The organism is Hahella sp. HN01, assembly GCF_018986435.1.
In the GTDB taxonomy this organism is placed as follows: Bacteria; Pseudomonadota; Gammaproteobacteria; order Pseudomonadales; family Oleiphilaceae; genus Hahella.
In genome coordinates this window covers 50,827-63,599 of sequence record NZ_JAHMIN010000039.1, presented here as the reverse complement: position 1 = coordinate 63,599, position 12,773 = coordinate 50,827, and the positions used below count along the sequence as shown (strand labels likewise).

Genomic DNA, 12,773 nt, shown 5'->3' with positions numbered 1-12,773 from the left:
GTGTTTGAGTATATCGAAGTGGATTACAATCGAACCCGTCTTCACAGCGCAAATGGATATCTCAGCCCAGAGAGTTATGAAGTATCGAAAGTCGCTTAATGACGTGTCTAATCTTTGTGGGCAGGATCATATTGCTAGCATTCTTGCTTTTCTACTCAACTAAGGAAAGCTCCATGCAAGAAAGCAATCTCCCCGCCCAACACCAGCTTATCGACTTGGAAAACCCTCTGCCTTCATGGAATCTAAAACAAAAGAAGGCTGGCAAGAAATTGATGATCACCAAAGAAGCCGATACCTTCATGCGCACTCTGAACATGTATGATAGAACGAAGGTTTACAATGAGGCGCTCAAACTGACCAGTGACGGTGGCTATGGATGGAATAGTAAAGGGTTCAAGAAAGAGCCTATGTTCACGCGTGAAAAGAGGTGTCCGGGTGGAATCAGCTTCATGTACAACGTGAACCCAGAAATGATAGTTATTAACCGGATGAGGTTGGAGCGAGGCGCTACAAATCTTGAGACGCCAAAGAAAATGCAGCAAATGGGGTTGTTCGAGGTACAGCGTACTTCTGGTGTTCGCTGGCATGAAGAGTTAGGCCCCGATAGCATCCCTGAACTAGAAAGAGCATGGGGTGAGCCTCAGCTAGTTAGAACAATTAACACAGAACATGTCGCCGTTAATGGAATGTCAAATGACCTGGGCAAAGCCAGATGGTTAATGGGTGTTCATGTGGACACAGCTTATTGGGAAGACTACGCGAAATCTTATACGTTAGTGTATAACCCAACCCGAGGCGCGGTTTTCGACTTTTTCGAGTGTATTCAGGACAAAGTTTCAACCACAAAAGTGGCTGAATTCTTGGCGGTTACGATGATAGAGACTCAGCAGAAAGGCATAACGCGGAAGTGGACCGCTCACAGTCAGGGCGGCATTATTCTGACTCGCGCTGTAGAACTAGTAAATATGCGTGGCATTAGCCTGAAAGGGCAAAGGGTATCTATACATGCGGGTGGAAATGAAAAGACACGTGCAGAGAATGCTTTTATGAAAGCGGGTATGATCATAGATGAGATTAAACGGGATCATCCCAACGACCTGGTGCCGAACCTTGCGGGATTCAATGACCTATCTCCTCGTTCGTTTTGGCGTAGTTTAAGTAACATGGATTTAGTATTTGGTGATAAGCGCCCTGTTGAGGCCAGCCCACACACATTACCCTATCTCAGTAGAGAGTCAGCCATTCGCCACTTACAGATGAACGGTTATCACAAGAGAGCGGAAAAGCTGGCGAAGCTTACTATGAAGGAATTTGGCATATCATGATCAAGCAATTGGTAAGGCCGCTTATAACCGGTAAAGGGCCGAACTTTTCAAATCTGACCGCAAAGGAGTGCGGTATAGGTGACTACAGGCTAGGGTATAAGTTGCCGGGGAACGCTATTGATATCGGCAGACCCAAGAAACCAAGACCCGCACAAGTCAATCTGGGGAGCGACATATTCAATTCTTATGGTTGCGAAAAAGAATACAATCGCACATTCGTACGGATGGAATTTGAATGGTGGGCCTATAAAGGCTCGTTCCTACAAGGCTATTTCGGTCAACTTAGCCGTGTGTGCTTATACATTGACGTAAACCGTGTAGAACACCATACCTCGCTTCAAGAGGGTTGCCTTGATAGCCTTGAATCATATTTAAAAAGGGACTATTGGGAGTACTACGAAACGGAGCGCAACAATGATGGCAATGTAGGAGTCAACTGGGAAAAACGTAACAAGCGTGAAGAAAACCCTCATGGGTACGGACTATCTCCTTTGCTCGTAAAGTTGCCTGAAACATATGAAAGATTGTCTCTCAATGGAGTGCAGTGGTTGAAATATTGCATTGACGGAGAAGGAATTCCGGGAACTGGTATTACTTATTATTGGGCTTACCCATTAACCAATAACTATTATCTGACATTTAACTTTCGGATGACGTCAGAAGTCAGTGATAAGAAGTTGAGTTATCAACGTATGTACGAAGATGCCAAACGTATCATGTCTATGGTTGAGCTTATTAAAGTATAGAAGTTTTAACTTTTCTTGCTTCTACATTTAATGGGTATGTTTATATTTTTAATAAACATAACGAGTTAGGCTCTGTGGTACTAAGGAGCCTCTGAAAAACGTCGGCGAGGCCGCCAGTGCAAGGAAAAAGTCGGCGAAAAAGCGCAGTTTATCGTGATATAAATGAGCATTTTGAGCCGAATTTTGACGCCGCAATGGCAACGCAGGTAGTTTTTCAGAGGTTCCCTAAGTGTATGGGGGATAATTACACAACTCACCCCCCAGTAACCTCCCGAATCACCCCAGCCACATGACTCACCGCCTGATCCGCCTGGCGTCTCACGTGCCATGCCAGGTGCAGTGGGAAGCCTTCTACTGGTATGGGGGGCGGGAAGACGGTGAATTTTGTGGTGTCTTGGGGGACGCAGTGGATGGGCAGGAGGGCGATGTAGTCGGATTGGGCGACGAGGTCCGGGGCCATTTGGAAGTAGGGGACGACGAGGGCGACGCGGCGGCGGAGTCCGTGGGCTTGCAGGGTTTGGTCGACGGGGCTGTCGGCGTCGCCGCGGCCGGAGACCAGGACATGGGGATAGGCGAGCCATTGTTGCAGGTTGAAGTCCTGGGCGGCGGGATGGTCTTTGCGCATCAGCACGCAATAGTCTTCATACAACAATTCAACGCAGCGGAATGAGGCGCCGACATTGGGAAACACTGACACGGCCAGATCGGCTTCTCCTTTGGCAAGCTGCTCCAGCGCGGACTTGGCGCCATGCCAGGGCTGCACGATCAAATCCAGGTTGGGGGCGCTGGTCAGCAGGCGTTGATGTAATGGCCCCAGCAGCGCGGAAACGGGAAAGTCCGCCATCAGGATGTGTATGGTCTGGCGCAGTTCAGCCAGAGGCGTATCAGCCTGATTAATCACGCGCTCCGCCTGCGTCAACAGCGCCTTGATCGGCTCACGCAGGGATTCCGCTTTGGCGCTGAGGCGCATCTCGCCACGACCGCGAATCAGCAGAGGATCGCCAAACAGGTGGCGACAGCGTTCCAGGGCGCTGGAAGTGGCTGGCTGCGACAAGTGCAGGCGCTTCGCTGCGCGCGTGACATGACGCTCGTCCATTAACGCATCCAGAATCACTAACAGATTTAAATCGACGCCGCGTAAATTCATAAAACGAATAATCAAATATATAAACTATCGATTAGATTAATATAAGCCCGTGGCGCAATCTAGCACCTATCGACACACAGCGCAGCAACGCGCTGAAAACCAACTGAATAGGACTGCCAACGATGAAAACCACACTGCTGATGTTTCACTCCCGTTATCGCCCTTCACGCATCAACGCTGCACTGATGGCGGCGGCGCAAACCCTCGACAATCTGGATGTGGTGGATATGAATCGGCTGTATCCGGATGAGCGTATAGACGTCGCCACGGAGATTGACAGACTGTTGCAAAGCGAGCGCCTGATTCTGCAGTTTCCTATACAGTGGTACTCCACGCCGCCATTGTTGCAGCGCTGGCAGGACCTCGTGCTGACCCACATGTACTACCTGGATTACGAAAACACCGGGCGCCGCTTCGAAGGCGCGCCTGTCATGATCGCCACCACCGCTGGCAATACCGAGGCGGCTTATCAACCTCGCGGGCAGAATCGTTTCACCATGGAAACCCTGCTGACGCCGCTGCAAGCGACCGCCAATCGTTGCCGTCTGCCCTGGGGAGATCCGTTTGTGGTGTATCAGGCCGACTACCTGACCGATGCGGAACTGGATGTCGCCTGTCAGCGTTATCTCACCCATATCCAAAACTGGCGGAGCGAATTTGTACGGGGTCAGTAGGTGCTTCGAATCCCGCAAAAAAAGCCCGGCGAACGCCGGGCAATACATGGATGGACCTTCTTGTACTTCTACTACCTGTACTGCTTGTTATTAACCTGACGCCAACATTGACAGGTTAATAACCGGGCGCACGGATGCGCTGGTGCGGCGATACGCCGCGAGAGGCAGGGCCCGAACATGAACAGGCCCTGCCAATTTCAGATAAACGGGTAAAGCTAAAAACGGCGTGTTTGTTTGATATGCGCGGTTAAACCGGCTTGGTGGCGTTCCTCAACCAGGCGGTTTGCGCCGCTTCCAGATAGGGGCTGAGCGCTTCGTACACGCGCCAGTGATAGGCGTTGAGCCAATCGGTTTCCTCCGTGCTGAGCATGGACATATCCAGAGCGTTGACCGCGATGGGCGCCAGGGTGATGGTTTCGAATCCATAGAAGACGCCAAACTCGTTTTCCTCCAGCTCCACTACTTTCATGATGTTCTCGATGCGCACGCCATACTCGCCTTCGCGATACACGCCGGGTTCATTGGTGATGACCATACCGGGTTTGAGGGCGACTTCTTTGGGATTCTGCGAGAAATTCTGCGGGCCTTCATGCACGTTCAGACACAGACCGACGCCATGGCCGGTGCCGCACTTATAGTCGATGCGATGACGCCACAGCATGCCCCGCGCCATGATATCCAGATTGGCGCCGGTGGCCCCTTTCAGAAACACGGTCTGGGTCAGCCGCATCACCGCCTTGAGCACTAGCGTGTAGTCCTTGCATTGCTGCGCGGTGGGCGTTCCAAAATGAAAGGTGCGGGTGATGTCGGTGGTGCCGCCCGGATACTGGCCGCCGGAATCCACCAGGAAGAAGTTGCTCTCATCCACGGTGGCGTTGCTGTCGGCGCCGGCGGAATAGTGCATCTTCGCCGCGTGAGGACCAAACCCGGCGATGGTGCGGAAACTGTCGCTGATATAGCTGGACGTGGCGCGACGATACTCCCGCAACTGCTTCTCCGCAGATAACTCGGTGACCTTGCCGCCGGGAACCTGCGCCTGCAGCCAGTACATGAAATTCACCATGGCCACGCCGTCCAGACGCAGCGCTTGCTCGAAGTTCTCCATTTCCGTGGGGTTCTTCTGCGCCTTCATGTCGGTGACCGGGCAGGGCGTTTCCACCAGCGTGATCTCAGGCTTGATCTGGTTGACCAACAGGCTGTTGGCGCTGGCGGGATTGATGGACAGCTTGCAGCCTTCCGGCAATTGATTCACCGCTTCGACGACAAGCTCATAGCTGTGCGCCGTCACGCCATATTCCGCCAGGGTGCATTCCACCGCTTCGGGCAACTTGTCGCGATCGATGAAGACCTGACTTTGCTGCGCGGTGACCAGCAGATAGGACTCGGATATCGGGCAATAGGGCGTATCGCCGCCGCGAATATTCAGCGCCCACATGACATCGTCCAGCGTGGAGACCAGCAGACCGTCCACCTGTTGTTCCGTCATCCAGTCACGAATGCGCTGCATTTTTTCCTGGGCGTCCACGCCGGCGTAACGTAACTCATGGTTGAACACTGGCGCTTTGGGGCGAGCGGGGCGGTCATACCAGAGCGGCGTGATCAGATCCTGATCCAGAACCAACTGAATCGACTTGGGCGCGAAGGCTTCCAACAGCTCCTGATAAAATGTGCGGCTGATGGAGCGACCGTCCACGCCCACGCGTGCGTTTTCCGGCAGCGTGGCGGCCAGCCACTGGGGAATCGTAGGCGTCTCCGGCAGCCTGGCTTTGAAGAGCTTGAGGCCTGACCCCGCCAGTTGCTCCTCCGCCTGAATAAAGTAACGACCGTCCGTCCACAGGCCGCCGCCATCGCCGGTGACGACCACATTGCCCGCCGAACCGTTGAAACCGGAAATCCAGGTCCGAGTCAGCCAATGATCAGCCGAATACTCACTGGAATGCGGGTCGTTGTTGGTGACGATATAGGCGGCGAACGCCTGCTTGTCCATCGCCTTGCGAAGGTGTTCGAGTCGTTGCGTGACTGAGGGCGTGCTCATAGTTTAAAACTTCCTAATGACAGACGATTAAATCAGCGGAAAAACTGAAAACGACAGACCCTGCGCGTGTCAGGTGCTGTCTCCCACGATAAGCGCATCCCGGCGCCGGCATGTTGGCGAGCGATCTCATTGGCCCGCCAATAACAAAGTGTTGGAACAGAAAATATGATGCTCGTCAGAGCCGCTCTGAGTGGGCGGCTGGCTCCCGCAGAGGTCGGTGGCCTCTGGGCATCTGGTGCGAAAGACGCAGCCGCTGGGCGGGTTGAGCGGCGAGGGCAGATCGCCGGGCAAAAGCTGCACCTCCCGTTGCCGCGCCAGTCTGGGATTGGCGATCGGGACCGCGGACAATAGCGCCTTGGTGTAGGGGTGCTGCGCCTGATCGAAAACCCGGTCATACAGGCCGACTTCCATGGGCTTGCCCAGGTACATGACCATGACTCTATCGCTGATATGACGCACCACGCTCAGGTCGTGGGCGATCATCACCAGGGTCAGTCCCATTTCCTGTTTGAGGTCGTCCAGCAGATTGATCACCTGCGCCTGGATAGACACGTCCAGCGCGCTGACCGGTTCGTCGCACACCACCAGATCCGGGTTGAGAATCAGGGCGCGGGCGATGCCGACGCGCTGACACTGGCCGCCGGAAAATTCGTGGGGATAGCGGTTGCGCTGACTCGCGGACAGACCAACCTTATCCATCATGGCGATCACCCGGCGCTCGATTTCCCGGCGTTGCAGACCGGGCTCATGGGTCAGCAGAGGCTCGGCGATGCATTCCGATACCGTCAAACGGGGGTTGAGACTGGCGGTGGGGTCCTGAAACACCATCTGGAACTCCCGGCGACGGCGCACCAGAGCTTTTTTGTCGAAACCGCGCATGTCTTCGCCTTTCCAGCGCAACTCGCCCCGAGTGGGCTCGATAAGCCGTAACAAAGCGCGCGCCAGGGTGGACTTGCCGCAGCCGGATTCGCCCACAATGCCCAGGGTTTCGCCGCGATAGACATCCACGTCAATGCCGTTGACCGCCTTCAGACGCGGACGTCGGCTGGGCAGAATGTGTTTGCCGATGGCAAAGTGCACTTCCAGGTTTCGGGCGGAGAGTAAGACTTCTTTTGCGTTCATCCAGCAGATCCTGTGTCGATGGCGTCAGGCGGTGCGCGCCAGTGGCGTGGTTTTGTTCTGCGCCAGTGCATGGCAGGCGGCCAGTTGCGTGGCGCCGAGCCGCGTCAGGGGCGGAAGGGCGGTCTCGCAGTTGGGCTTTTGCAAGTCGCAGCGCTCCCGGAACGGACAGCCTTTGCTGTTGATCAGCGCGTTGGGCGGATTGCCGGGAATGGTCGGCAGGCGCGGCATATCTTCGGTGATCGACGGAATCGCCTTCAGCAGGCCCTGGGTGTAAGGGTGGGCCGGACGTTCGAACAGGGTTTCCGTGTCCGCTTCTTCCATCTTGCGCCCGCCATACATCACCAGCACCCGGTCGCACATTTCCGCAACCACGCCCATGTCGTGGGTGATCAGCAGAATGGCGGTATTGAATTCCCCCTGCAGCTCCCACAACAACGACAGAATCTGCGCCTGCACGGTCACGTCCAGGGCGGTGGTGGGCTCGTCGGCGATCAACAGTTCTGGATGACACAGCAACGCCATGGCGATCATGATGCGCTGCCGCATGCCGCCGGACAGCTCGTGGGGATACTGGCCCATACGCGCCTGCGGCGAGGGAATGCGCACCGCGTCCAGCATGCGGATGGATTCCGCCCGCGCCGCCGCTTTGCTCATGCCCTTATGAATCATCAGCACTTCGGTGAGCTGCTTGTCGATCTTCAGGAATGGATGCAGAGAGGTCATCGGGTCCTGAAAAATCATGCCGATTTTCTCCGCGCGAATGCGGTTGAGTTGTCGTTTACTCATGGCCAGCAGATTTTCGCCATGAAAATTGGCGGCGCCGGACACCCGGCCGTTATCGGCGGTGAGTCCCATCAGGGCGAACACCGACTGACTTTTGCCGGAGCCTGACTCCCCGACAATGCCGAGAGTTTCGCCGGCGCGCACGGTGAAGGAAAGATCGCTGACCGCCTGCACCAGTCCGTCCGGCGTTTCGAAGCGAACATTCATGTTTTCGATGGACAATATGGTCATGAGAGCTCCTGGCGCTTACTGGCTGATTGCTTTTTTATTAGATGCATGAGAGGTCCGGGGCGCATGAGAGTTAACGGTCCTTCGGATCAAGGGCGTCGCGCAGGCCGTCGCCGATGAAGTTGAAACAGAACAGGGTGGCGACCAGAAACAGGGATGGAAACATCAGTAACCAGAGCGCTACATCGATGGTTTTCGCCCCTTCGGCGATGAGGATTCCCCAACTGGTGTCCGGCGGCTGCACGCCCAGGCCCAGAAAACTCAGAAAGGATTCGAACATGATGAAGCCGGGCACCATCAGCGACGAATACACCATCACAATGCCCAGCACGTTGGGCAGCACATGGCGACGTACGATGGTGAGTTTGGACACGCCGATGGAGTGCGCCGCTTCAATAAACTCGCGCCGCTTGATGCTGAAGGTGACGCCGCGCACCACGCGGGCGATGTTGAGCCAGGACACCATGCCGATGACGATAAATATGAGATAGATATTGTTGCCGAACAGGGTGACGAACAGGATCACCATGAACATGAACGGCACGGAATCCAGCACTTCGATGACACGCATCATGACGCTGTCCACCAGCCCGCCCACATAGCCCGAAATGGCGCCCCAGACCGTGCCGATCACCACAGCGACGAGGGCGCCCATAAAGCCCACCATGATAGAGAGACGCCCCCCTTGCATGGTACGGGCGAACAGATCCTGACCCAGGTCGTCGGTGCCGAAGTAATGCCCGGTTTCCAGGGAGGGCTTGCCCAGCTCGTAAGGATCGGCCACCACGTTCCAATCGATTTCATCGTGGCTGAAAGGCGCGACATGAGGTCCGATGACGATACAAACGACGATAAACAGCAACACGTACACCGACGCCATGGCGGCGCGGTTCTTGCGGAAACGCATCCAGGCGTCCTGCCACAGACTGCGTCCCGCCACCGCTTCGACAGGAGCCGTAACTTGATCGGAGAACCATTGCGGGTCGAGTTTTCTGGTTGTCAGCACGACGGCCTCCTAAATGCGAATGCGCGGGTCGATGACGGTGTACAGCAGGTCCACCACCAGATTGAAAAAGATGGTCAGCGAAGCCACGATCAGGGTGATGCCCATCACCAGGCCATAGTCCCGATTCAGCGCGCCGGAGACGAAGTGCTGTCCCATGCCGCCGGTGCCGAAGAAGATGTCGATAATCACTGATCCGGTGACCACCGCGACAAACGCAGGGCCTAACATCGCCACCACGGGAATCAGCGAGGGCCGCAAGGCGTGATGAAACAGCAGATAAGGCGTGGAGAGACCTTTGGCGATGGCGGTGCGGATGTAAGGCTGGTTAAGGGTCTCGATCATGGCGCCGCGCATGACCCGGGCGATACTGGCGACGGAGCCGATGGCGAGGCTCAATACAGGTAATATCAGAAAGGCCGTTTTGCCGCCTTCCCAGCCGCCGGCGGGCAGCCAATCCAGGCGTATGGCGAAGATCGCGACCAGCACCGGCGCCAGCACAAAAGCGGGCACCACCACGCCAGTCATGGACAACGACATCAGAAAGTAGTCGAGCTTGCCGTTGCGATTGAACGCCGCCAGGGTTCCCAGCAGCATGCCCACCGGCACGGAAATACAGAAGGACAACACGCCCAGCGTCGCCGACACCGGCCAGGACTGGCCCACCAGTTGCGTCACGGTGAAGTCCTGGTACACGAAACTCGGACCCAGATCGCCTTGTACGAAATCGCGAATATAGATGAAAAACTGGGTGAAAAACGGCTCGTTCAGATGGTATTTGGCTTCGATATTGGCGCGCACGATTTCCGGCATGGGACGCTCCATGTCGAAAGGGCCGCCGGGAGCGACGTGCATCAGCCAGAACGACACCAGGGCGATGAACAGCAGCGTCGGAATGGCGATCAACAGGCGACGCAAAATGTATAGCAACATAATGACGCTCTCAGGAATCCGTTAAAAAGGGCCTGGACGCACCGGCTCTGTACTTCCGACATCCAGGCCAAGAGATCGCCCACTTTAATGGGCTTTCACATACACGTTCTTGCGGTAGTAGGAGGCTTCCGGATTGGTGCGTTCATAGCCGCCGATATAGGGTTTGATCAGGTACTGATCATTGCCGTAGCGGTACACCGGGATGATCGCCATATCGTTGATCAGCAGCGTCTCCGCTTCACGGTACTCTTTGGAGGGATCGCTCAATACCTTGGAGGATTGCATGAGTTGGTCGTAGCGCGGGTTGCTGTATTTGGAGTCGTTGAATTCGCCGGAGGAGACGAAAACGTCCAGCCAGGAGGAGGCTTCATTGTAGTCGGCGACCCAGCCGCCGCGGTGAATGTCGCCGGTTTCTTTCAAAGCGTAGAACACTTTCGGCTCCAGCTGCTTGATCTCCACCTGCACGCCCAGCACGCTCTTCCACATGCCCGCCATGGCGGTGGCGATCTTCACGTCATTGGAGAACGTGGGCACGGTGAAGGTCAGCTTCAACGGCTTGTCTTTGCCATAGCCTGCTTCCGTCAGCAGTTGTTTGGCTTTTTCGTTGCGCTGCTTCTGCGTCCAGGTGGCGTACTCGGGCGTGTAAGGCTTGTAGCCGTCGGTCTGCGGCGGCACCAGGGTGTACATAGGCACGCCGCCGTTATTCAGAATCGCCTTGGTCATGATGTCGCGGTCAATGGCGTAGGACAGCGCGGTGCGCACGCGTACATCCTGGGTGGGGCCGGCGACGGTGTTCATGTAGTAGTAAACGGAACCCAGGGACGCGCTGGTGTTGGCCACTTCTTCTGGAAACTTTTTCAGCAATTGCTTCTTCTGCGCGGAAGGAATGGACAACGCCTGATCAATTTCACCAGCCAGATAGCGGTTCAGGGCCACATTGGCGTCGCCGATGGGCAGCCAGGTGATTTTTTCCAGCACCACATTATCCGCATCCCAGTAATGAGGATTTTTCTTCAGCACCATTTTTTCATTCACTTTCCACTCGGACACAGTAAAAGCGCCGTTGGTGACGATATTCGCCGGCTGCGTCCACGCAGCGCCGTATTTCTCAACGGTAGCCTCATGCAGAGGGACCAGCACTGGATGGGTGATGAGCTTGAGGAAGAAAGGAACGGATTGCTCCAGGGTGACTTCAAAGGTGTAATCATCCACCGCGCGCACGCCGAGGGTCGCGGGGTCCGCTTCGCCTTTCATGATCTGCGCCGAGTTCTTGATTTTCGGCATGGCGGCGAACCAGGCGTAAGGAGAGGCGGTTTTGGGATCGAGCAGGCGACGCCAGCTATAAACAAAGTCGTGAGCGGTCACCGGATCGCCGTTTGACCACTGTGAATGCCGCAATTTGAATGTGTAGACGGTGTTGTCGTCATTGACCGACCAGCTCTCCGCCACTCCGGGAATGGTTTTACCGGTCTTGTCCTGAATCGCGAGGCCTTCAAACAGATCGCGACCCAGATTAAAAGCGGGCTCCGCCGCATACTTGGCGGGATCGACAGACGTGACCTCGCCACCATTGTTCAACGTAATTTCCTGTCGGGCTGCGAGTTGAGTTCCTGGAGGGTAGGGCTTCGCCACTGCGCTTACCGTACACACGCTGCTTATCAGAGAAATAGCGCCCAGCATCAGTAGTTTGCTTATCTTCATGACTACCTCGTCGTATTATTTTCGTTATGCAACGAGGGAATGTATATTGTATACAATTCGTTCTCAACACCCTTTGAAAACCTCAATATGAAGGATCAGAATCAGAGCTTGGCGGTCTCAGAAAGTGAGACTGGCTGGAGGATGACGAGTCGATTTTTGAAACATTAGAAGCTTGAGTTGCGTCTCAAGAAACAGCGCCCGGTCATCGGTTCATTCTGGATTTTGTGTCGTTGCAGGGTGTTGAAGTCGGGTGAAAAAGCGGTTGGGGAGTTGGGATCGGCTGTGGTTGAATAGCTCGTTAGGGTTACTGAGGAAATACTGTGCGAATTTTGAGCATTCTTTTGTTTTTGCCACTGGTTGCTTTTGCGGATGAGCAGCAACTTGTGAAGCAATTTTTTAGTCAGGATGGAATAAAGAATAAAAAGGAAGTGTATGCCGGTGAAATGCTGGAGCACTATTTAGATCGCCCCACTTTAGGTGAAAGTCTGCCAACAGGCATAGAAATTAGCTTAAGAGCGCTTGAGAAAACGCCCGAGAGGGAAATCTACGCGGTATTGCTTTCAAAAGATGGGAAATCCCAGGACTGGTATATCTATTTAATAAATGACCAGGAAAAATGGAAGATTTCCGCAGTAAGAAACCTCGCCTTACCCGGCCTATTTTTTATGGCTTTACATGAGGCGCAAAGTAAATCCGAAAGAACAAAAGAAGAAGAGCGTCAGTATCAGAATATGCTGCTTACTTTGCGGTTAGACTCTGAGCTGAAAGAGTTTTTACGTAGCAACATTGACAGCCTGAGCGCCATTGCCTCAGAAGCACAAATTGATACAGATAAAGCCACGGTAGCGGCCAAAGCGCTTTATTTGAATCTTGTGCGCTACGAGAAGGGAAGCGGAATAGTTGATGTAAACATAGGCGGAATGCTCGACAATTCAGTTGGTTACCTATTCGTGCCAGCTGGATCAAACGCCCCCAGCATGTCAGATGATAACTATATTTACATAGAGCATGTCGTTGGGAACTGGTATGTCTATAAGACAACGTAGTCTACTTTCTTCATCAGGTATTAATTCGTC

Annotated in this window: 12 protein-coding genes; 5 read left to right on the top strand and 7 right to left on the bottom strand. The window is 54.6% G+C overall.

Annotated elements, in window-relative coordinates; all coding sequences use genetic code 11:
- The 3 genes from KP814_RS27135 to KP814_RS27125 form a co-directional block, all read left to right on the top strand.
- Positions 1-99: IS3 family transposase (locus KP814_RS27135; protein WP_216739722.1), on the top strand; the 99-nt coding region annotated here is incomplete at its 5' end.
- 74 nt (positions 100-173) lie between these two features.
- Positions 174-1,325, top strand: a complete 1,152-nt coding sequence (locus tag KP814_RS27130; protein ID WP_216739718.1) for a hypothetical protein — start codon at positions 174-176, stop codon at positions 1,323-1,325.
- Complete coding sequence (locus KP814_RS27125) at positions 1,322-2,071, top strand: hypothetical protein (RefSeq protein WP_216739717.1); 750 nt, start codon at positions 1,322-1,324, stop codon at positions 2,069-2,071. Before KP814_RS27130 ends, KP814_RS27125 begins: the two co-directional genes overlap by 4 nt.
- A 253-nt stretch (positions 2,072-2,324) precedes the next feature.
- On the opposite strand, the gene KP814_RS27120 is transcribed toward KP814_RS27125, so the two are convergent.
- Positions 2,325-3,218 carry a LysR family transcriptional regulator gene (locus KP814_RS27120; protein WP_216739716.1) on the bottom strand — a complete coding sequence of 298 codons (894 nt, stop codon included), beginning with the start codon at positions 3,216-3,218 and terminating at the stop codon, positions 2,325-2,327.
- A 122-nt stretch (positions 3,219-3,340) separates the two neighbouring features.
- Between KP814_RS27120 and KP814_RS27115 the strand changes: the two genes are divergently transcribed.
- A complete protein-coding gene (locus KP814_RS27115) occupies positions 3,341-3,892 on the top strand; it encodes an NAD(P)H-dependent oxidoreductase (RefSeq protein ID WP_216739715.1) in 552 nt (183 codons plus the stop codon).
- Between the two features lie 247 nt (positions 3,893-4,139).
- On the opposite strand, the gene KP814_RS27110 is transcribed toward KP814_RS27115, so the two are convergent.
- From KP814_RS27110 to KP814_RS27085, 6 genes are all read right to left on the bottom strand, one after another.
- A complete protein-coding gene (locus tag KP814_RS27110) occupies positions 4,140-5,927 on the bottom strand; it encodes an aminopeptidase P family protein (RefSeq protein WP_216739714.1) in 1,788 nt (595 codons plus the stop codon).
- A gap of 126 nt (positions 5,928-6,053) precedes the next feature.
- The gene (locus KP814_RS27105; RefSeq protein WP_216739713.1) at positions 6,054-7,049 is read right to left on the bottom strand and encodes an ABC transporter ATP-binding protein; all 996 of its coding nucleotides are present in this window, start codon (positions 7,047-7,049) and stop codon (positions 6,054-6,056) included.
- A 24-nt stretch (positions 7,050-7,073) separates the two neighbouring features.
- The gene (locus tag KP814_RS27100; protein ID WP_216739712.1) at positions 7,074-8,063 is read right to left on the bottom strand and encodes an ABC transporter ATP-binding protein; all 990 of its coding nucleotides are present in this window, start codon (positions 8,061-8,063) and stop codon (positions 7,074-7,076) included.
- Between the two features lie 70 nt (positions 8,064-8,133).
- A complete protein-coding gene (locus tag KP814_RS27095; RefSeq protein ID WP_127970628.1) occupies positions 8,134-9,066 on the bottom strand; it encodes an ABC transporter permease subunit in 933 nt (310 codons plus the stop codon).
- Positions 9,067-9,075: 9 nt separating this feature from the next.
- Positions 9,076-9,996, bottom strand: coding sequence for an oligopeptide ABC transporter permease OppB (oppB, locus tag KP814_RS27090; RefSeq protein WP_216739711.1), 921 nt, complete (start codon positions 9,994-9,996; stop codon positions 9,076-9,078).
- 84 nt (positions 9,997-10,080) lie between these two features.
- Positions 10,081-11,697 carry a peptide ABC transporter substrate-binding protein gene (locus KP814_RS27085; protein WP_216739710.1) on the bottom strand — a complete coding sequence of 539 codons (1,617 nt, stop codon included), beginning with the start codon at positions 11,695-11,697 and terminating at the stop codon, positions 10,081-10,083.
- Between the two features lie 320 nt (positions 11,698-12,017).
- On the opposite strand from KP814_RS27085, the gene KP814_RS27080 reads away from it, so the two are divergent.
- The gene (locus KP814_RS27080) at positions 12,018-12,743 is read left to right on the top strand and encodes a hypothetical protein (RefSeq protein WP_216739709.1); all 726 of its coding nucleotides are present in this window, start codon (positions 12,018-12,020) and stop codon (positions 12,741-12,743) included.
- Positions 12,744-12,773 lie beyond the last annotated feature (30 nt).